At 63.1% G+C, this 21,091-nt stretch carries 17 protein-coding genes; 8 read left to right on the forward strand and 9 right to left on the reverse strand.

All coding sequences use genetic code 11. The annotated features are described in order from the left end of the window. The 8 genes from DJ563_RS15950 to edd all read right to left on the reverse strand — a co-directional run bounded on the left by DJ563_RS15950 (nucleotide 1) and on the right by edd (nucleotide 9,560). Nucleotides 1-846 (reverse strand): carbohydrate ABC transporter permease, encoded by an 846-nt coding sequence (locus DJ563_RS15950; RefSeq protein WP_274098110.1) that lies wholly within the window; start codon nucleotides 844-846, stop codon nucleotides 1-3. Next, nucleotides 839-1,747, reverse strand: a complete 909-nt coding sequence (locus tag DJ563_RS15955) for a carbohydrate ABC transporter permease (RefSeq protein ID WP_434518016.1) — start codon at nucleotides 1,745-1,747, stop codon at nucleotides 839-841. The genes DJ563_RS15950 and DJ563_RS15955 overlap by 8 nt, the downstream gene beginning before the upstream one ends. Nucleotides 1,748-1,819: 72 nt before the next feature. After that, a complete protein-coding gene (locus DJ563_RS15960) occupies nucleotides 1,820-3,106 on the reverse strand; it encodes an ABC transporter substrate-binding protein (RefSeq protein ID WP_274098112.1) in 1,287 nt (428 codons plus the stop codon). A gap of 104 nt (nucleotides 3,107-3,210) precedes the next feature. Further along, a complete protein-coding gene (locus DJ563_RS15965; protein WP_434518017.1) occupies nucleotides 3,211-4,437 on the reverse strand; it encodes an AGE family epimerase/isomerase in 1,227 nt (408 codons plus the stop codon). A gap of 102 nt (nucleotides 4,438-4,539) precedes the next feature. Continuing rightward, the gene (locus tag DJ563_RS15970) at nucleotides 4,540-5,994 is read right to left on the reverse strand and encodes an ATP-binding protein (protein WP_274098114.1); all 1,455 of its coding nucleotides are present in this window, start codon (nucleotides 5,992-5,994) and stop codon (nucleotides 4,540-4,542) included. Next, nucleotides 5,975-6,700, reverse strand: a complete 726-nt coding sequence (gene gltR / locus DJ563_RS15975; protein WP_274098115.1) for a two-component system response regulator GltR — start codon at nucleotides 6,698-6,700, stop codon at nucleotides 5,975-5,977. Before gltR ends, DJ563_RS15970 begins: the two co-directional genes overlap by 20 nt. A gap of 77 nt (nucleotides 6,701-6,777) precedes the next feature. After that, a complete protein-coding gene (locus tag DJ563_RS15980) occupies nucleotides 6,778-7,737 on the reverse strand; it encodes a glucokinase (protein ID WP_434518018.1) in 960 nt (319 codons plus the stop codon). Continuing rightward, nucleotides 7,734-9,560, reverse strand: coding sequence for a phosphogluconate dehydratase (gene edd, locus DJ563_RS15985; protein WP_434518019.1), 1,827 nt, complete (start codon nucleotides 9,558-9,560; stop codon nucleotides 7,734-7,736). The genes DJ563_RS15980 and edd overlap by 4 nt, the downstream gene beginning before the upstream one ends. A 263-nt stretch (nucleotides 9,561-9,823) precedes the next feature. On the opposite strand from edd, the gene gap reads away from it, so the two are divergent. The 6 genes from gap to DJ563_RS16015 all read left to right on the forward strand — a co-directional run bounded on the left by gap (nucleotide 9,824) and on the right by DJ563_RS16015 (nucleotide 16,479). Continuing rightward, complete coding sequence (gap, locus tag DJ563_RS15990; RefSeq protein WP_274098118.1) at nucleotides 9,824-10,825, forward strand: type I glyceraldehyde-3-phosphate dehydrogenase; 1,002 nt, start codon at nucleotides 9,824-9,826, stop codon at nucleotides 10,823-10,825. A 136-nt stretch (nucleotides 10,826-10,961) separates the two neighbouring features. Further along, complete coding sequence (locus DJ563_RS15995) at nucleotides 10,962-11,474, forward strand: RNA polymerase sigma factor (RefSeq protein ID WP_186657139.1); 513 nt, start codon at nucleotides 10,962-10,964, stop codon at nucleotides 11,472-11,474. 91 nt (nucleotides 11,475-11,565) lie between these two features. Beyond that, nucleotides 11,566-12,528, forward strand: a complete 963-nt coding sequence (locus DJ563_RS16000; protein WP_274098119.1) for a FecR family protein — start codon at nucleotides 11,566-11,568, stop codon at nucleotides 12,526-12,528. A 150-nt stretch (nucleotides 12,529-12,678) separates the two neighbouring features. Then, the gene (locus tag DJ563_RS16005; protein WP_274098120.1) at nucleotides 12,679-15,267 is read left to right on the forward strand and encodes a TonB-dependent receptor; all 2,589 of its coding nucleotides are present in this window, start codon (nucleotides 12,679-12,681) and stop codon (nucleotides 15,265-15,267) included. A gap of 150 nt (nucleotides 15,268-15,417) precedes the next feature. Then, on the forward strand, nucleotides 15,418-16,011 hold the full coding sequence (locus DJ563_RS16010; protein WP_033701040.1) for a biliverdin-producing heme oxygenase: 594 nt from the start codon (nucleotides 15,418-15,420) through the stop codon (nucleotides 16,009-16,011). 54 nt (nucleotides 16,012-16,065) lie between these two features. Continuing rightward, nucleotides 16,066-16,479 (forward strand): YbaN family protein, encoded by a 414-nt coding sequence (locus DJ563_RS16015; RefSeq protein WP_274098121.1) that lies wholly within the window; start codon nucleotides 16,066-16,068, stop codon nucleotides 16,477-16,479. Here the strand turns inward: DJ563_RS16015 and arcD (DJ563_RS16020) are convergent. Then, the gene (gene arcD, locus DJ563_RS16020) at nucleotides 16,459-17,886 is read right to left on the reverse strand and encodes an arginine-ornithine antiporter (RefSeq protein WP_033701042.1); all 1,428 of its coding nucleotides are present in this window, start codon (nucleotides 17,884-17,886) and stop codon (nucleotides 16,459-16,461) included. The two genes, DJ563_RS16015 and arcD (DJ563_RS16020), sit on opposite strands and share 21 nt — an antisense overlap. A 435-nt stretch (nucleotides 17,887-18,321) precedes the next feature. On the opposite strand from arcD (DJ563_RS16020), the gene arcD (DJ563_RS16025) reads away from it, so the two are divergent. Both arcD (DJ563_RS16025) and arcA read left to right on the forward strand, forming a co-directional pair. Continuing rightward, a complete protein-coding gene (gene arcD, locus DJ563_RS16025; RefSeq protein ID WP_186657128.1) occupies nucleotides 18,322-19,749 on the forward strand; it encodes an arginine-ornithine antiporter in 1,428 nt (475 codons plus the stop codon). Nucleotides 19,750-19,781: 32 nt separating this feature from the next. Next, nucleotides 19,782-21,035 carry an arginine deiminase gene (gene arcA, locus DJ563_RS16030; RefSeq protein WP_033701046.1) on the forward strand — a complete coding sequence of 418 codons (1,254 nt, stop codon included), beginning with the start codon at nucleotides 19,782-19,784 and terminating at the stop codon, nucleotides 21,033-21,035. The last annotated feature ends 56 nt before the right edge of the window (nucleotides 21,036-21,091 follow it).

A 21,091-nucleotide genomic window follows, 5' to 3' on the forward strand; every position in this document is an offset into this window, starting at 1 on the left:
TTACCCCTTGACGGCGCCGGCCGTGAGGCCGCGGACGAAATACTTGCCTGCCACCACATAGACCAGCAGGGTTGGCAGGCCGGCGATCATTGCCGCCGCCATGTCGACGTTGTATTCCTTGGCCCCGGTGCTGGTGTTGACCAGGTTGTTCAGGGCCACGGTGATCGGTTGCGAGTCACCACTGGCGAACACCACACCGAACAGGAAGTCGTTCCAGATCTGGGTGAATTGCCAGATCAGGCAGACCATGATGATCGGTGTCGACATCGGCAGGATGATGCGCCGGAAGATGGTGAAGAACCCGGCACCATCCAGGCGCGCAGCCTTGACCAGCGCATCGGGGATGCTCACGTAGAAGTTGCGAAAGAACAGCGTGGTAAAGGCCAGGCCGTAGACCACATGCACCAGCACCAGGCCGCTGGTGGTACTGGCCAGGCCCAGTTTGCCAAGGGTGAACGAGGCCGGCAGCAGCACGGTCTGGAACGGCAGGAAGCAGCCGAACAGCAGCAGGCCGAAGAACAGTTGCGAGCCCCGGAAGCGCCACATCGACAGCACATAGCCGTTGAGCGCACCGATGGCCGTGGAGATCAGCACGGCGGGCACGGTGATCATGATCGAGTTCCAGAAGTACCCGTTGACCGTGCCCCACGCCTTGACCCAGCCGACGCCACTGACCACGGTCGGCCAGCTCAACAGGTTGCCGCTGCTGATGTCTTCGGGGGTCTTGAAGCTGGTCAGCAGCATGACTACCAGCGGCACCAGGTACAGCAGCACGGCAATCAGCAGCACGGCGTGGATGGCGATGCGGCTGATGCTCAACGCCGGTTTTTCGGCAGGGCTATGCATGGCGTTTGCTCCGCAGCTCCGAATACAGGTAAGGCAGGAGGATCGCCAGGATCGCCCCGAGCATGAGGATGGCACTGGCCGAGCCCATGCCCATCTGGCCGCGGCTGAAGGTGAACGAGTACATGAACATCGCCGGCAGGTCGGACGAGTACCCCGGGCCACCGGCGGTCATCGCGGCCACCAGGTCGAAGCTCTTGATGGCGATGTGCGAGAGGATCATCACGGCGCTGAAGAACACCGGGCGCAGGCTTGGCAATACTACGGTCCAGTAGATGCGCGGCAGGCTGGCGCCGTCCATCTGCGCGGCGCGGATGATCGACTGGTCGACGCCACGCAGGCCGGCGAGGAACATTGCCATGATGAAGCCCGAGGCTTGCCACACGGCGGCGATCACCAGGCAGTACACCACCCGGTCGGGGTCGATCAGCCAGTCCAGGCGAAAGCCTTCCCAGCCCCAGTCGCGCAGCAGTTTGTCCAGGCCCATGCCGGGGTTGAGCAGCCACTTCCAGGCGGTGCCGGTGACGATCATCGACAGCGCCATGGGGTAGAGGTAAATGGTGCGGATGAAACCCTCGCGGCGTATGCGCTGGTCGAGCAACACCGCCAGCAGGACACCGATGGCCAGGCTGATGCCAATGAACAGGCCCCCGAACACCAACAGGTTCTTGCTGGCCACCCACCAGCGGTCGTTGTCGAACAACCGGGCGTATTGCGCCAGGCCCGCCCACTTGTAGGTCGGCAGAAAGGTCGAGGTGGTGAAGGACAGTATGAAGGTCCACAGGATGTAGCCATAGAAGCCCACCAGAACGATGAACATGCTCGGCGCCAGCACCAGTTTGGGTAGCCAGCGCTGCAGAGCGTCCAGGGGTGAGGCCCGCAGTTGCGCGGTAGTTGTGGTCATGATCTGCTTCCCAAACGATTGAGAGCTCCGCCCCCCGTGGGGGCGGGCCTGGTTTACACCTTTGGGGATCGGTTACCGGGCCGACTTGATCGCCGCCGCCAGCTTCTTCGCCGCATCGGCCGGGTCGGCCTTGGGGTCGTTGATGTAGTTGGTCACCACATCGAAGAAGGCGCCCTGCACCGCCAGCGTGGTGGCCATGTTGTGCGCCATGCTAGGTTGCAGGCCACCGCTTTTGGCGTCGGCCAGGAAGTCCTTGGCAGACGTCTGCGCGCAGGCGTCGAAGCCATACTTGCCCATATCGGCAAGCATGTCGTTACGCACCGGGATCGACCCTTTGTTGGTACTGAAGACCTTCTGGAAGTCCTGACCCAACACGTTGCGGGCGATGTCCTGCTGGCCGGCAGCCGTGCCTGCGTCCTTCTGCTTGAACACCACCAGCGAATCGATGTTGTACAGGAACGCTTTGTCGGTACCGGGGAACGCGACGCACTGGTAATCCTTGCCGGCGGTCTTGTGCGCCAGGGTCCACTCGCTCTTGGCCCAGTCGCCCATGATCTGCATGCCGGCCTTGCCATTGATGACCTTGGCCGCTTCCAGATTCCAGTCCTGGCCTTTGCCGTCAGGGTCCATGTAGGTGGCGACCTTCTTCAGCTCGGTCAGCGACTTGACCATTTGCGGCCCGGTCAGCGTTGCTTCGTCGAGGTCGACCAGGGCTTTCTTGTAGCCGTCCGCCCCCATCACCGACAGCACCACGCTTTCGAACACCGTGCTGTCCTGCCAAGGCTGGCCACCATGGGCGAGCGCAATGAAGCCGGCGGCCTTGAGCTTGTCGGCGGCGGCGTAGAATTCGTCGAGGGTGGTCGGCGCCTTGTCGATGCCGGCTTTCTTGAAGACGTCGGGGTTGATCCATAGCCAGTTGATGCGGTGGATGTTCACCGGTACGGCCACGTAGTCACCGTCGTACTTCACGGTGTCGGCGACTTTCTTGTCGAGCAGCGAGTCCCACTTCTCTTCTTTGGCGACATCCTTGAGCACATCCGTGTCGAGCAGGCCGGTGGCGGCCCACTCCTGAATGTCGGGCCCCTTGATCTGGGCAACGCCTGGCGGGTTGCCGGCCACGGCGCGGCTCTTGAGCACGGTCATGGCGGTGGCGCCGCCACCGCCGGCGACTGCACCATCCTTCCAGGTGAAGCCATCCTTCTCGACCTGGGCCTTGAGCACATCGACAGCCGCTTTTTCACCACCCGAGGTCCACCAGTGCACCACTTCGACACTGCCTTTGGCGTCGGCAGCGAGGGCACTGAGCGGGAACAACGAGGCGAGGGAGATCGCGGCAGCGAGGCGGAGAGTCGAATTCATCGGAATACCTTTCTTGTTGTTATGCCGGGCAAGTCGATCGCTTGCATTGCATGGAGTCTAATCAGAGCGGTCGCTGCGCCAGGTAACGAAGCGATGCGTGAATGTCATCGTTTGGTTACATTGCGCGCCAGTGCGCTCGCCAGGCTCGGTGCCAACGGCAAGGTGGGCAACAGCACAGCCTGATAGGCGTGATAGAGGTCTGGCTTGCCTGCCCAGATAGCCGCTGCAGGCTGGTTGCCAGGGTCGAGTTCGTGGTGCCAGCTTCCACCGGCGCGGTCGATGAAGTGGCTGTTGATGAATGCCCAGAAACAGCGGTACCAGCCCGCATACTGCTGCTCGTCGGTGCGCCGCAGCAAGGCTGCCGCACTGGCGCACGCTTCGGCATGCACCCAGTGCAGGCGCTCGCGCACCCTGGGCTGGTTGTCCCAGCCCAGGGTGTAGACGATGCCCTCGGCGCCATCGACGTTCCAGGCATGCCGGCAGGCGTTGGCGAACAGCGCTCGCGCACTGGCCAGCAGCCACGCCGGCGTAGACAACCCGGCCAAGTGCCGTGCAGCCTCCAGGTGCAGAAGCAGGCGTGACCATTCGAACGCGTGGCCAGGTGTCGCGCCATAAGGCCGGAAGTGATCGGTGGGGTTGGCCTGATTGTATTCAGGCAGCGGTTGCCAGTGCGCATCGAAATGTTCGACCACGCGGTAGTCGCTGGCAGCCGCATGGCCTTGAATGATGCGCTCGACGATGCGCAGGGCGCGCTGCAGCCAGAGCGCATCGCCGGTCACATCCGCCAGGGCGAGAAAGGCCTCGGTGGCGTGCATGTTGCTGTTGGCACCACGGTAGGCTTCCGGTTGCTGCCAGTCGCTGGCAAAGGACTCGCACAACGCCCCCTCTGCCTCGCTCCAAAAGCGTTCCTCGATGACCCGGATCGCCTCCTCCAGCACACCCTGCGCACCGCTGGCACCGGCTACCACTGCCGAGCTTGCGGCCAGCGCGACGAAGGCATGCAGGTAGGCCGCCTTGCCGTTGCCACCCTGCCCTTGCGGGCGATCGAACCAACCGCCGTACGTGGCGTCATGCAACGGCCCGCGCAAGGCCCGTACGCCATGCGCCACCAATGCCAGGCAGCCTGGTACACCCTGGAGGTGCGCCAGGGCAAAGCTGTGGGTCATGCGCGCAGTTGTCAGGGTTTCGGCAAGGGCCGAAGGCGGCAACTGGCCACGGGCGTCGAGATTGGCGAAGCCTTCAGGCACTTGCGAGGCCATCGCGAACGCCAGCAGCCGCCACCCTTCGTGGGTGAGCCAGGCGGTATGTTCCAGCGAATCGATAGAGTCCATGCAGCCACGTCTTCCATGCCAGAGGTGTGCAGAGTCTAGCCAGCCGTCCTGGCTGGGATGTCACGAAGGCCTGCCGTTGTGTCACCGATCAGTGACATACCCTCAGTCCAGGCTGCGGGGTAGATGAAGGGTCACGCGCAACCCGCCCTCGCGCAAGTTGAGCAGGCTCACTTCTCCGCCATGGCTATGGGCGATGTTGCGCGCAATCCCCAACCCCAACCCGTACCCCTGCTGCTGCCCGGCCAGCCTGAAATGCGGCACGAACACCTGCTCCTGCTGTTGCTGCGGCACCCCCGGCCCCTGGTCATCCACCTGCAGGACAAAGCCCTCGTTGCTGTCGATGATGCGCAGGCGTGCCCGCTCGCCATACTTGATGGCATTGTCGATCAGGTTGCCGATGCAGCGGCGCAAGGCCAGCGGCTTGCCCGGGTACGGCGCCAGCGCCTGGCCTTCGACGGTGATGCGGCCATCGCCCAGGTAGGGCTCGGCGAGAATCTCCAGTACCTGGTTGAGGTCGACCGGCTCGATGTTCTCGTGAATGTCGGTGTCTTTTACGCACTGCAAGGCGCCTTTGACCAACAGCTCCAGTTCATCCAGGTCTTGGCTGAACTTGGCTTGCAGGCGCTCGTCTTCCAGCAGTTCGACACGCAGCCGCAGGCGGGTGATCGGCGTGCGCAGGTCGTGGGAAATGGCGCTGAACAACTGGCTGCGCTCGGTCAGGTAGCGGCTGATGCGCTCACGCATGCTGTTGAACGCCCGCCCCACCTCGACCACCTCGCTACCACCGCCCTCTGGCACTGGCGCCACATCGGCACCCAGCGACAGGTCCCGCGCGGCGCGCGCCAAGCGCTTGAGCGGCCAGCTTTGCCAGTGCACCAGCAGGCCGATGAACAGCAGCAGCAAGGCCGTCGTCATAACGATGAAGCCGATTTGCTGACGCGGCAGGCGTTCGGCTTCCAGGCTGGTATACGGCTCGGGCAGCAGCGAGGCGATGTACAGCCACTCGCCGTCGCCCAGGCGAATCTGCGTGACCAGCACCGGGGGGTTGAGTGGCTCCAGGGTCAGCGAATAATGGGCCCAGGAACGCGGCAGCTCATCCAGCTTAAGGCCACTGTTGAAGATGCGCAGGTCATCAGGGGCGACGAACTCCACGGAAATCTCCATCTGCGCGCCCAGCCGCTCGTGCAGCACCTGCTGGAACACATCAATAACCGCCTGCTTGCGCGGTGTTATGGGCAATACCGGCATGTCCAGCGGCTTGTCGTTGAGCGACACGAAAAAACGCGTACCGCCCATGCTGCGCAACTGGTCCAGCACCATCGGCCGATAGGCCACTGGCAAAGAACGGAAATAACTGACGCTGGCACTCATCGAATGGGCCAGGCTGCCGGCACTGGCGCGCAGGCCTTGCAACTGGCTGGCACGTAACTGGGCGACCCAGATGACGCTGGACAAGCCCTGCGCCAGCAGTACCACCAGCAAGGTCAGCAGCAGCATGCGCCCCAGCAGCGAGCGTGGCAGCAGGCGCCAGCGCCGCTCAGCAAGCACAGCAGACATGGGCAGCCAGCAGGTAACCACTGCCACGCACAGTGCGGATCAGCCGCGGCGGCTTGTCGGTGTCGCGCAAGCGCTGGCGCAGGCGGCTGACGGCCATGTCGACGATACGGTCCAGCGGCATCGGCTCACGGCCACGGGTGGCATTGCCGATGGTGTCGCGGTCGAGGATCTGCTGGGGGTGATCGAGAAACAGCTTGAGCAAGGCGAAGTCGGCGCCAGACAAGATCACCTCTTCGCCATCGCGGTGGAACAGGCGGTGGCTGACCGTGTCCAGGCGCCAGTCGTCGAAGGCCAGCACGGCACTGCTCGGCGCCGCCTGGCCGAACTCGGCACGGCGCAACAAGGCCTTGATTCGCGCCTGCAGCTCACGCGGGCTGAAGGGTTTGCCCAGGTAGTCGTCGGCGCCCAGTTCCAGGCCGATGACCCGGTCGGCTTCGTCGGAGCTGGCGGTGAGCATGATGATGGGCACCCGCGCCTGGCGCGGGTGCTGGCGCACCCAGCGGCACAGGCTGAAGCCGTCTTCATCGGGCAGCATCACATCGAGGATGACCAGGTCGCAGGCGGTGCTTTCAAGGGCCTGACGAAAGCCCTTCCCGTCGGCCTCGGCGTGAACCTGGAAGCCGGAACGACTCAGGTAGGTTTGCAACAGCTCACGGATTTCCTGATCGTCGTCGACCATCAGGATGGATTTTCCGGCAGTGCTCAAAGTGTCCCGCCCTCTTGTTATCACAGGTCTTTCGCCTGCTGTTTCGATATTGGAGCCGCAAAGCGGACCCCTGTGTTCTACTGATCCAGCACCTGCTGCAAAGCCACCCCCGCCCCCAGCAACCCGGAAAACTCCGCCGTCACCAGCCACACCGGCACCCCGGCAAAATACCCGCTCATGCAGCCCTTGTCGGCAAAGCTCGCGGCAAACCCGCTACGCAAAAACAGCTCGGCAAACCGCGGGATCACACCGCCGACAATGTAAACCCCACCCCGCGCGCCCAGGGTCAGAACATTATTACCGACCACCCGCCCCAGGAAGCGGCAGAACTGCTCGACCACCGCTAACGCCCGCGGTTCGCCGCCCAGGGCGGCATCGGTAATATCGGCTGGGGTCTTGTGTCGCGGTATGTCGCCGTCCAGCGCGCAGATGGCTTGATACAAGCGCACCAGGCCACCGCCACTGAGCACCGTCTCGGCACTGACATGGCCAATCTGGCCATGAATCTGCTGGTGGATCGCCGCCTCACGGGCATTGCCCACCGGCAGGTCGACATGCCCACCCTCACCCGGCAACGCCTGCCAATGCTGTTCACCCAGGCGCAGCAGGCTGCCGACACCAAGGCCGGTACCCGGCCCGATCACCAATGCAGGCCGCAGCGGGTCCGCCTGGCCAGGGCAGACTTCGCGGAACTCGCCCGCTTGCAGGCGCGTCATGCCCAAGGCCATGGCCGTGAAATCGTTGATCAGCAACAGCTGCTCGACCTGCAGGGTCTTGCAGAACGCATGCCGGCTCAGCCGCCAATGGTTGTTGGTGAAGCGAAACTCATCGCCATCGACCGGCCCGGCGACGGCCAGGCACACCGCCGAAAGGCCGCCACGGGCAATGCCCCGATCGTGCAGGTAGGCTTCAATCGCCTGCTCGGGGCTTGTGTAGTCAGCGGTGGCGAAGACCTTCACCTGGTACAGCTGGTTGTCACGCCACAACGCAAAGCGGGCATTGGTGCCACCGATGTCGCCAACCAGCAGGTCCTTCATTTGAGGTTCTCCAAGGCCGAGGTAAAGGCGCTGGCGCCTTGCTCGGCCGAGCTGAACGCCATGCGCATGAAGCCGAACAGCTCGCGCCCGCAGCCCAGGTCGTTGCCCTGAGGCGCTGGCGGCAGGTCGCGGCTGGCCAGTTCCTGGGCCGAAACCCTGAGCTGCAGCGTGCCTTCGACACCATCGACCCGCACGATATCACCATCGCGCACCCGTGCCAGCGGCCCACCGTCAAAGGCTTCGGGGCAAACGTGGATGGCAGCCGGGATCTTGCCCGACGCGCCCGACATGCGCCCATCGGTGACCAACGCAACCTTGTAGCCGCGGTCTTGCAGCACACCGAGGAACGGCGTCAGTTTGTGCAGCTCCGGCATGCCGTTGCAACGCGGCCCCTGGAAGCGCACCACGGCCACGAAATCGCACTCCAGCTCGCCGGCCTTGAAGGCGTCGGCCAACGACTGCTGGTCGTGGAATACCCGCGCCGGGGCTTCAACCACCTGATGCTCGCGGGCGACTGCGGAAACCTTCATCACCCCACGCCCAAGGTTGCCTTCCATCACCCGCAGGCCGCCTTCGGCCGAGAATGGCCGCGCCACCGGGCGCAGGATGGTCTCGTCCAGGCTGTGCAGCGGGCCTTCGCGCCAGACCAGCTTGCCGTTGTCGAGGAACGGCTCCTGGGTGTAGCGGCGCAAGCCGTGGCCCGCGACGGTGTTGACGTCTTCGTGCAGCAACCCGGCATCGAGCAGCTCGCGGATCAGGAAGGCCATGCCGCCAGCGGCCTGGAAGTGGTTGATGTCGGCTTTGCCATTGGGGTAGACGTGGGACAGGGTCGGCACCACCTCGGACAGGTCGGCCATGTCCTGCCAGGTGAGCTGGATGCCCGCCGCCTGGGCGATCGCCGGCATGTGCAGGGTGTGGTTGGTCGAACCGCCGGTGGCATGCAGGGCGACGATGGAGTTGACCAGCGATTTTTCGTCGACGACCTCGCCCAGCGGCATGAAACTGCCGCTGGCCTTGGTCATGCGCGTGACCTGCTGCGCGGCCTCGGCAGTGAGCGCATCGCGCAACGGCGTGTAGGGGTTCACGAACGAGGCGCCCGGCAGGTGCAGCCCCATCACTTCCATCACCAGCTGGTTGGTGTTGGCGGTGCCGTAGAAGGTACAGGTGCCGGGGCTGTGGTAGGAGTTCATCTCCGACTCCAGCAGCTCCTCGCGGCTGGCCTTGCCCTCGGCATAGCGCTGGCGCACGTCGGCCTTCTGCTTGTTGGAGATGCCCGACAGCATCGGGCCACCTGGCACGAAGATGGTCGGCAAGTGCCCGAAGCGCAGCGCACCCATCATCAGCCCAGGGACGATCTTGTCGCAGATGCCGAGCATCAGCGCGGCGTCGAACATGTTGTGCGACAGGGCCACGGCGGTGGACATGGCGATCACTTCACGGCTGGCGATGGCCAGCTCCATGCCCGGCTCGCCCTGGGTCACACCATCGCACATGGCCGGCACGCCGCCGGCGAACTGGCCGACCGAGCCGACTTCACGCAGGGCCTGTTTGATCTGCTCTGGGAAGTGCTGGTACGGCTGGTGCGCCGAGAGCATGTCGTTGTAGGCCGAGACGATGGCGACGTTGGCCGCGTTCATCAGCCGCAGGCTCTGCTTGTCCTGGGCGCCGCAACCGGCCACGCCGTGGGCGAAGTTGGCGCACTGCAGGCTGGCACGCATGGGTCCGTCACTGGCCGCGCCGCGAATCAGCTGCAGGTAGCGTTCACGGGTGGCACGGCTGCGTTCGACCAGCCGTTGGGTGACCTCAAGGATGCGCGGGTGCATGTACTGGACTCCAGGCTAACTGTATGGGCGGCTTACCGGGCATTTCCCCTCCAAACGATTGCGACCTAGGCTCTAGAAAAGGGCCTTGGAGGCATCGCTGAGAGGCCTGCCCGACCACTCGTTGTATGTTTAAACAAAATACTGCCACTAAAAAGGCTTGTTTTCTATCTGATAGTGAATAATCTTGTAATTCCAACAACAAAACCGTTTCAGTGAAGCCCCTTTGTGCCACAGGCCTCACTCGGACCGCCAGAGGTAACGCCATGACCCTTCGCATCGCCATCAATGGATTCGGCCGCATAGGGCGCAATGTCCTTCGCGCACTGTATACCCAAGGCTACCGCCAGGACCTGCAGGTCGTCGCCATCAACGACCTGGGTGACAGCGCCATGAACGCCCACCTGCTCAAGTACGACAGCGTGCACGGCACCTTTGACGCCAGCGTCGAAGCCGATCATGAAAGCCTCACGGTCAATGGTGACCGTATCGCTGTCAGTGCCATCCGCAACCCGGCCGAGCTGCCCTGGAAGGCCGAAGCGATCGATGTGGTATTCGAATGCACCGGGCTGTTCACCGACCGGGCCAAGGCTGCCGCGCACCTGGCTGCGGGGGCTGGCAAGGTGATCGTTTCGGCACCGGCCAAGGGGGCTGACGCCACCGTGGTGTACGGGGTCAACCATGACGTGCTGCGCGCGTCGCACCAGATCATTTCCAATGCCTCCTGTACCACCAACTGCCTGGCGCCGATCGCCCAGGTGCTGCACCGCGAGTTCGGCATCGAACAAGGCCTGATGACCACCATCCATGCCTACACCAACGACCAGGTGCTGACCGACGTCTACCACAGCGACCCCTACCGTGCGCGCTCGGCCACCCAGTCGATGATCCCGAGCAAGACCGGCGCCGCCGAAGCCGTGGGCCTGGTGCTGCCGGAACTGGCCGGCAAGCTGACCGGCATGGCGGTACGGGTGCCGGTGATCAACGTGTCGCTGGTGGACCTCACCGTCAACCTCAAGCGTGACGCCAGCGCCGACGAGGTCAACCAGCTGTTCCAGGAGGCCAGCCGGCACTCCAAGGTATTGGGCTACAACGCGTTGCCATTGGTTTCGTGCGATTTCAACCACAACCCGTTGTCGGCGATCTTCGATGCCAACCATACCCGGGCCAATGGGCGCATGCTCAAGGTGCTGGCCTGGTATGACAACGAATGGGGCTTCTCCAACCGAATGCTGGATAACTGCCTGGCGTTGTGCAGCGCACGCTGAGCCCACTTGGCCCCGTCGCCGGCTTGCCGGCGACAGGGCCAGACGACAATCTTTACCATTTCTAAACACTTCCAGGCTTGACCTTTGGTACAGATGATAAGCATTATCATTAACCTTTCGTCGGCCAGGTCCCCCTGTGAGTCAGTCCCGGTTCAACTCCGTTTTCCTCGTCCAGCGCCTCACCCTGCTGCGTACCCTGCAACGCATGGTGGGCAACCCCAGCACGGCCGAGGACCTGCTGCAGGAAACCTACCTGCGGGTTTCCCGTGCGCTGAGCGAACGGCCCATCGAACATATCGAACCGTTCGTGTTCCAGACCGCGCGCAACCTGGCCCTCGACCATTTGCGCGCACGCCGGGTGCAGTCACGCATGCTGGTCGACGACGTGCCCGACGAGGTGCTGCACAGTGTCGCTGCGCCCGCCAGCAGCAGCGAGGACGCCGCCCACGCCGAGCAGTTGCTCAAGCACCTGAGCGTCAGCCTCAATCAACTGAGCGAGCGCCAGCAGCGCATCTTCATCCTCAGCCGCCTGCATGGCGCCACCTACCTGGAAATTGCCGAGCAACTGAACGTCTCGGCCAGCACGGTGCAGAAGGAGTTGAAACTGATCATGGCCATCTGCATGGGCGTCGCCGACCGCCTCAAGTGAGGCGACCGTCGGCCAGCCGGGCAACGCAAAGCGCTTGCCACACCCTGCCTTAGCCTTGATGATTCGTGAACAACCCTTGCAAGGATTCACCGTGACCGACCGCCCTGTCCCTCGCCCGACACCTGCCGGGCCCAACGCCCGTGCCCGTGCCATGGACGAGGCACTGGACTGGCTGGTACGCCTGCAATGCGCCGATGCGCACGACGCCCAGGCCTTCGAAGCCTGGCTCAGCGCCGCACCGGAAAACGCCGAAGCCTATGTCGAAGCAGAAGCGCTGTGGAATGGCACGCCATTGCACCAGGCGGCCGCGCAGCTGCATCAGGGCCAACGTCGATCCCTGCGCGGGCGCCTGCGCAGCCACTGGAAGCCCTTGGCCACCGCCGCTGTGCTGCTGGTCGGCCTGTTCACCCTCGGCAACCTGCCCATGCGCCTGCAGGCCGATCACCTGACCGTAGTGGGCGAACGGCAGCGCCTGCAACTGGACGACGGGGCGAAAGTGCTGCTCAACACCAACTCGGCGTTCGCCAGTGACCTGCGGGAAGGGCGCCAGGTCGCGCGCCTGCTGCAGGGCGAGGCTTACTTCCAGGTGCCCGAGGGCGCGCAAGGGCCGCTCGAAGTCCAGGCCGGCCCGCTACGGGCCCAGGTGCGTGACACCGACTTCGCCGTGCGTTACCTCGACGGCGAAGCCCAGGTGCGGGTGCAGCGCGGTGATGTCGACCTGCAGGCCGCCAGCGACCAGCGCATCCGCCTCAGCGCCGGCGACAGCATCAGCGTCGGCCCCCAGGGCTTTGGCCAGCGCCAGCGCGCGGACATGCAAAAGGACCTGGCCTGGATCGACGGCCGCCTGGTGTTCGAGAACTGCCCGCTGAGCCAGGTGCTGGCCGAGGTCAGGCGCTACTACCCGGGCTGGATCATCAACCGCAATGCCGGCCTGGAAGACGTCGCGGTCACTGGCAACTATCGCCTCGACCAACCGCTGGAAACCCTGCGTGCCCTGGCCCACATCACCTCTGCCCAGTTGCACGAATACCCCGCTGTGGTGATCCTCAACTGAGTTGCCACTGCAGGTGCTGCGACTGCGATAAATTATTTTTACGCGATCGCGCTACCCCGCCCGTCTCGTTATAGCCAATGCAACTGATTCTTGTTTGATAACAAGAACGGTCATCACCTATAACAGTTCGCGCGTCTGGGAGCGCTTTCGATGTCCACAGGTCCAACTCGCCCGTCCACACTTTCCCGCCGCACAGGGCAATTGTCCCTGCTGAGCCTGGCCCTGCTCGCCTGCGGCGCCTGCAGCCTGCCGGCCCTGGCCGCCGAACCTGCCCAGGCCAGCAGCCCGCGCATGGGTGACTATCGCTTCAGCATCGGCCAGCAGCCACTGGTCTCGGCCATCAATGCCTTCAGCCAAGTCACCGGCTGGCAGGTCGGCTTCAGTGCCGAACTGGCCGATGGCGTCGCCTCGCCAGGGGTGCAGGGCTCGCTGCCGCCGGAGGCCGCACTCAAGCGCCTGCTCAAGGGCACCGGCCTTGGCTATCGCAAGATCGGTAACGGCAATGTGGTGCTTGAACGCCAGACCACGGGCAATATCATCGCCCTGCAGCAGGTGACCGTCAGTGCCACCCGCAGCGCCCAGGACGTCAGCCAGGTGCCGAGCACCGTCAGCGTGCAGACCCGCGAGCAACTGGACCGACAGAACGTCAACAACATCCAGGACCTGGTGCGTTACGAGCCAGGCGTTTCGGTGGCCGGTACCGGCCAGCGCAGCGGCCTGAACGGCTACAACATCCGCGGCATCGACGGTGAGCGGATCCTCACCCAGATCGACGGTGTGTCGATCCCCGACAGCTTCTTCTACGGCCCTTACGCCCAGACCCAGCGCAACTACGTCGACCCCGAGATCGTCAAGCGAGTGGAGATACTGCGCGGCCCGGCGTCGGTGCTGTACGGCAGCAATGCCATCGGCGGCGCGGTCAGCTATTTCACCCTCGACCCGGACGACATCATCAAGCCCGGCAAGGACGTGGGTGCGCGCCTCAAGACCGGTTACAGCTCGGCCGACGAAAGCTGGCTGACCTCCGCCACCGTCGCCGGCCGCCAGGGCAACTTCGACGGCTTGCTGCACCTGAGCCAGCGTAATGGCCACGAGACCGAGTCCTACGGTGGCCACAGCGGTGACGGCCTGGCCCGCACCGAGGCCAACCCGCAGGACGTGCGCACCACCAACGTGCTGGCCAAACTGGGCTGGAACTACGCTGACGATGCGCGCCTGGGGTTCACCTACGAGCGCTACAAGGATGACCGCGACCAGAACATCCTCAGTGCGGTGGGTGGGCCGTTCATTCCAGGCTTTGGTGCCATGAATTCCTATCGTATGCGCCAGGGCAACGATACGGTGACCCGCGAGCGCTTCGGCATCAACCATGAATTCGGTCTCGATAGCTTGGTCGCCGACCATGTCAAATGGAGCCTCAACTACCAGATTGCCAAAACCGATCAAACCACCGATGAGCTGTATGTCGCCTCGGGTCGGCAGGTACTTCGTGAACGTCAGACCACCTACAAGGATCGCCAATGGGTCTTTGATGCCCAGCTGGACAAAGCCTTCAGCATCGGTGCAACCGATCATTTGCTGACCTACGGCACCACGCTCAAGCATGAAAAGGTCACCGGTTCCCGTAGCGGTTCGGGCACTTGCCTGAACGTTGGCGGCACTTGCACCGCCATCGGGCAGGACAGCGCTCGCGACGGTCAGGTGCTGGTCAGCGACTTCCCGGACCCGACCATCAACACCTACAGCCTGTTCGTCCAGGACGAGATCCGCTGGAACAACTGGACCTTCATGCCAGGCGCACGCTATGACTACACGCACATGGAGCCCAAGTTCACCGATGCTTTCCTGCGTGGCCTGGAGTCCACCGGCACGGCACCCACCTCGCAGGACGACTCGGACAAGAAGTGGCACCGCGTCTCGCCCAAGTTTGGCCTGACCTACGCGTTCAACGACAATTACACCTGGTACGGCCAGTATGCCGAAGGCTTCCGCACGCCCACGGCCAAGTCCATGTACGGCCGCTTCCAGAACCTGGAGCAAGGCTACCGCGTAGAGGGCAACCCGGGCCTCGAACCTGAAAAGAGCAAAAGCTACGAAACCGGCCTGCGTGGCAACTTCGACGCGGGTAACTTCGATGTGGCGGTGTTCTACAACAAGTACCGCGACTTCATCGATGAAGATGCCGTGCAAAGCGCCAACCTGGAGCAAACCTTCCAGGCCAACAACATCAAGCACGCCACCATCAAAGGCGCCGAGGTCAAGGGCCGCCTGAACCTGGATCACTTCGGCGCGCCGCAAGGCCTGTACACCCAGGGCTCGATTGCCTACGCCTATGGTCGCAACGATGACACCGGCCAGCCGTTGAACACCGTCAACCCACTCAAGGGTGTGTTCGGCCTGGGTTACGAGCAGCAAAACTACGGCGGCCTGCTGAGCTGGACGCTGGTCAAGCGCAAGACTCGCGTGGACGACACTCACTTCTACGCACCCGATGGCGCCAGTGCCAAGTTCCGCACCCCGGGCTATGGCGTGCTGGACCTGACCGGTTTCTACAAGGTGACCGACGACGTCACCATCAACGCCGGCCTGTACAACCTCACCGACAAGAAGTACTGGCAGTGGGATTCGGTACGCAGCTACGACGGCCAGGGTGAGGCTGCGGTAACCCAGCCAGCCAACATGGACCGCCTGACCATGCCGGGGCGCAACTTTGGCATCAATGTAGTGTGGGATATCTGATCCTTTGGGTAGGCCTTGAGCGTTGCAGCGTCTGCGAGATCGAGCGCTGCAACCCTCAAGGCCACCATCAAAAAAACCCAGTTTTTTTACTGTCCCGCCCCCGCTATTTCGTCTTGTATCTAGACGCCCCTTTTTCCAAGGACTGCCCCCATGACCGAACGCCCAGCCCTGCGCTCCCAGCGCCTCAACCAGATCACCCACGCCCCGCACACCGAGCTGGATGCCCTGGTCAAGGCCCACGCCCCCTTCGACAGCCGTGAAAACTTCGCCCGCTTCGTGGTTGCCCAGTACCTGTTCCAGTCCGAACTCAAGGCCTTGTACAACGACCCGCAATTGATCGCCATCGTCCCCGACCTGGCCGAGCGTTGCCGCGCCGAACAGGCCCGCCTGGACCTCGCCGACCTCGACACCGAAGTGCCCGGCGCAGTCCCTGGCGCGGTACAAAATCCGAGCCTGGGTGAGGCCATGGGCTGGATCTTCGTCTCCGAAGGCTCCAAACTGGGCGCTGCGTTTCTGATCAAGCGTGCCGTGGCCCTTGAGCTGTCCGACAGCTTCGGTGCCCGCCACCTGGGCGAACCGGCCGGCGGCCGTGCCGAGGGCTGGAAACAGTTCACTCGCATCCTCGATGGCCTGGCGCTGTCGGCCGAAGAAGAGGCCGCCGCCGAGCGGGGCGCGGTCGCAGCCTTCGAGCGCTTCACCGAGTTGCTCAAGCACGCCTATGCGGCGGATGCCGCGCTGGTTTGACACGCTGTACCCGGCCACCCCACCGGTGGCCGAACCGTTTTTCGCAGTGAGACCATGACCCAACCTGCCCGCTCGAAACTCGCTCGCCTGCTGTATGGAATCCTGGCTTACGTAAGCCTGGGGGTTGGCCTGGTCGCGATCGTCATTCCCGGCCTGCCGACCACCGAGTTCATCCTGCTGGCCGCCTGGGCAGCCACCCGCAGTTCACCGCGCCTTTCTGCCTGGCTGGAGAATCACCGGTTGTTCGGGCCGATTCTGTTCAACTGGCGCAATGGCAAGGTAATCCAGCGCCGGGCCAAGGTCAGCGCCACCATCAGCATGCTGCTGTGCGCAGGCCTGATGCTGACCTTCCTCGAACACCACTGGCCGGTGTTTCTGGCGATCGGCGGCATGACCCTGGGCAACCTGTGGATCTGGTCGCGCCCAGAACAAGCTTGCGTAGCCGGGTCACAAGCTCAGCAACCCTGAATACAGGGCATAGGCCGCTAGCGCAGCGCCAGCCAGCACCGCAGCGAAAATCAGCTTCTCCCACGTGGTGAACAGGGTCTGCCCCTGCTCGTGCTTGGCCCTGGCAAACAGAATCACACCGGGGGCATACAACAGCGCCGACAGCAGCAGGTACTTGAGCCCACCGGCGTACAGCAACCACACTGCATACAGCAGGGCGACCATCGCCACCAGCAGGTCCTTGCGCCGCAGGCCCGCTTGCCCGGCGTAGGAGTCTCCACGCAGCGCCAGCAACACCGCATACGCCGCCGACCACAGGTAAGGCACCAGAATCATCGACGAAGCCAGGTAGATGAGGCTGGTGTAGGTCCCGGCCGAAACCAGGGTGATCAGCAAGAAGCCCTGGATCATGCAGTTGGTCAGCCACAGGGCATTGGCCGGTACATGGTTGGCGTTTTCCTTGGCCAGAAAGCGCGGCATGGTCTTGTCACGCGCGGTGGCGTACAGGATCTCGGCGCACAGCAATGCCCATGAAAGCAAGGCGCCGAGCAGCGAAACGGCCAGGCCGATACTGATCAACAATGCGCCCCACGGGCCAACGATGTGTTCGAGCACCGACGCCAATGACGGGTTCTGCAGCCCGGCCAGCTCCGGTTGGGTCATCACTCCCAGCGACAGCACGTTGACCAGCACCAGCAGCGCCAGCACGCCCAGAAAGCCGATCACCGTGGCCTTGCCCACATCCGACCGGCGTTGTGCACGCCCGGAGTACACACTGGCGCCTTCGATGCCGATGAACACGAACACGGTCACCAGCATCATGTTGCGCACCTGGTCCAGCACATTGCCGAACTGCGGGTTGCTCAAGCCCCAGATATCACGGGTGAAGATGTCGGCGCGGAAGGCAAACGCCGCGATGACGATGAAAATCAGCAACGGCACCACCTTGGCCACGGTGGTCACCTGGTTGATGAACGCCGCTTCCTTGATGCCGCGCAACACCAGAAAGTGCACAGCCCACAGCAGCAGCGAGGCGCAGCCGATGGCGATGGGCGTGTTGCCCTCGCCAAACACCGGAAAATAGAACCCCAGCGTACTGAACAGCAGCACGAAATAGCCGACGTTGCCGAGCCAGGCGCTGATCCAGTAGCCCCAGGCCGAAGAGAAGCCCATGTAGTCACCAAAACCGGCCTTGGCGTAGGCATACACGCCCGAGTCCAGTTCAGGCTTGCGGTTGGCCAGGGTCTGGAACACGAAGGCCAGGGCCAGCATGCCAACCGCCGTGATGCCCCAACCGATCAGTACCGCGCCGACATCGGCACGCGCCGCCATGTTCTGCGGCAGCGAGAAGATCCCGCCACCGATCATCGAACCCACCACCAGTGCGATCAGCGCGCCCAGGCGCAGCTTCTGTCCCGGTTCGCTCATGTGCCTCCCTTTTTTTCACCCGCTGTCATTCGTTTGAAACAGCCATGCCGGCCATATTAAGCGCGGTGGCTTATATGGGTTAACGCCATAAAAGCTATAGCACTCATAACTGCTTTGTCTATGCCAACCCTCTGTAAAAATTAGCAGCTGCCCAGCAACTAGGGAAGAAACTGTTAAAACTCGAAATTCTTGTGAAAAATTTGCGAAAGCCTCAAAAACGGCTAGCTTCAAGCAGCGCAGGCCGAACAGAGCGTTTGCTCTAGTAGGACATGGAGGTGCCAGCCCACAAGGCCTGCGGCAAAGCTGTCGGCACTCTCCAGGAGCCATGTGAAGGATTTTTCCTACTTCACATGACCATGAACTGACCCAAGTCAGCGAATGGCCCCGGCGTCGGATTTATTCTGTCGTCAACTTTCTCCTGGCAGGAGTTGTTAAATGTCTGATTCATCCGGAAAATTAAAACTTGGTGCGCTAGTTGCACTTGTAGTGGGTTCAATGATTGGTGGCGGGATCTTCTCGCTGCCCCAAAACATGGCGGCCAGCGCGGGGGTTGGCGCGGTGCTTATCGGTTGGGCCATCACCGCGGTCGGCATGCTGACCCTGGCGTTCGTGTTCCAGACCCTGGCCAACCGCAAACCTGACCTGGACGGCGGCGTTTACGCCTACGCCAAGGCCGGTTTTGGTGACTACATGGGCTTCTCTTCAGCCTGGGGTTACTGGATCAGTGCCTGGTTGGGCAACGTCGGTTACTTCGTGCTGCTGTTCAGCACCCTCGGTTACTTCTTCCCGATCTTCGGTGAGGGCAACACCCCCGCCGCGATCATCGGCGCTTCGATCCTGCTCTGGGCCGTACACTTCCTGGTCCTGCGCGGTATCAAGGAAGCGGCGTTCATCAACCTGGTCACCACCGTGGCCAAGATCGTGCCGCTGGTGCTGTTCACCCTGATCTGCCTGTTCGCCTTCAAACTCGACGTGTTCACCGCCGACATCTGGGGCCTGGGCACACCGGAGCTGGGCAGCGTGATGAACCAGGTGCGCAACATGATGCTGGTCACCGTCTGGGTGTTCATCGGCATCGAGGGCGCGAGCATCTTCTCGTCACGGGCGGAAAAACGCGCTGACGTGGGCAAGGCCACCGTCATCGGCTTCGTCACCGTGCTGCTGTTCCTGGTGCTGGTCAACGTGCTGTCGCTGGGCATCATGACCCAACCGGAACTGGCCAAACTGCAGAACCCGTCGATGGCCGCCGTGCTTGAACATGTGGTCGGCCACTGGGGTGCGGTGCTGATCAGCGTCGGCTTGATCATCTCGCTGCTCGGGGCACTGCTGTCGTGGGTGCTGCTGTGCGCCGAGATCATGTTCGCCGCCGCCAAAGACCACACCATGCCGGAGTTCCTGCGCCGCGAAAACGCCAATCAGGTGCCGGCCAACGCCCTGTGGCTGACCAACGCCATGGTGCAGATCTTCCTGGTCATCACGCTGTTCTCCAGCAGTACCTACCTGTCGCTGATCTACCTCGCCACCTCGATGATCCTGGTGCCTTACCTGTGGTCGGCGGCGTATGCATTCCTGTTGGCACTGCGCAACGAAACCTACGAGCAAGCCTTGGCCGAACGCAAGAAGGACCTGTTCATCGGCGCCATCGCTCTGCTGTACGCCATCTGGCTGCTGTACGCCGGCGGCGTGAAATACCTGCTGCTCTCGGCTCTGCTGTATGCCCCGGGGGCCATCCTGTTCGCCAAGGCCAAGCGCGAGGTTGGCCAACCTATCTTCACCAACGTGGAAAAACTGATCTTCGCGGCCGTGGTCGTCGGCGCCCTGGTGGCTGCCTATGGCCTGTACGACGGCTTCCTGACCCTTTGACCCACGTCTTCGCACACATGGAGGAATGAACAATGTCCGCTGAAAAACAGAAGTACGGTGTCCACTCCGAAGCCGGCAAACTGCGCAAAGTGATGGTCTGCTCCCCAGGCCTGGCGCACAAGCGCCTGACCCCGAGCAACTGCGATGAGCTGCTGTTCGACGATGTGATCTGGGTCGACCAGGCCAAGCGCGACCATTTCGACTTCGTCACCAAGATGCGCGAGCGCGGCGTCGATGTGCTGGAAATGCACAACCTGCTGACCGACATCGTGCAGGACAAAGAGGCCCTGAAGTGGATCCTCGACCGCAAGATCACCCCTGACACCGTCGGCGTAGGCCTGACCAACGAAGTGCGCAGCTGGCTCGAAGGCCTTGAGCCACGCCATCTGGCCGAGTTCCTGATCGGCGGCGTGGCAGGCCAGGACCTGCCGCAGAGCGAAGGCGCCGATGTGGTCAAGATGTACAACGACTACCTGGGCCACTCCAGCTTCATTCTGCCACCACTGCCCAACACCCAGTTCACCCGTGACACCACCTGCTGGATCTACGGCGGCGTCACGCTCAACCCGATGTACTGGCCGGCGCGACGCCAGGAAACCCTGCTGACCACCGCCATCTACAAGTTCCACAAGGAGTTCACCGGTGCCGACTTCCAGGTCTGGTACGGCGACCCGGACAAACAGCACGGCAACGCCACCCTCGAAGGCGGTGACGTGATGCCAATCGGCAAGGGCATCGTGCTGATCGGTATGGGCGAGCGCACCTCGCGCCAGGCCATCGGCCAATTGGCGCAGAACCTGTTCGCCAAAGGCGCGGTGGAAAAAGTCATCGTCGCCGGCCTGCCGAAATCGCGCGCCGCGATGCACCTGGACACCGTGTTCAGCTTCTGCGACCGCGACCTGGTCACGGTCTTCCCGGAAGTGGTGAAAGAGATCGTGCCGTTCATCATCCGCCCCGACGAAAGCAAGCCTTATGGCATGGACGTGCGTCGCGAGAACAAGTCGTTCCTCGACGTGGTCGGCGAACAACTGGGCGTCAAGCTGCGTGTGGTCGAAACCGGTGGCAACAGCTTTGCCGCCGAACGCGAGCAGTGGGATGACGGCAACAACGTGGTGGCCGTGGAGCCCGGCGTGGTCATCGGCTACGACCGCAACACCTACACCAACACCCTGCTGCGCAAGGCCGGTATCGAGGTCATCACCATCAGCGCCGGCGAACTTGGCCGGGGCCGTGGCGGCGGCCACTGCATGACCTGCCCGATCGTGCGCGACCCGCTCGACTACTAACGACCATCACACCCGGCCGCCTCCACAAGACTGCGGCCGGGCACCTCACCGAATTC

Source organism: Pseudomonas sp. NFX1 (genome assembly GCF_051123555.1).
In the GTDB taxonomy this organism is placed as follows: Bacteria; Pseudomonadota; Gammaproteobacteria; order Pseudomonadales; family Pseudomonadaceae; genus Aquipseudomonas; species Aquipseudomonas capeferrum.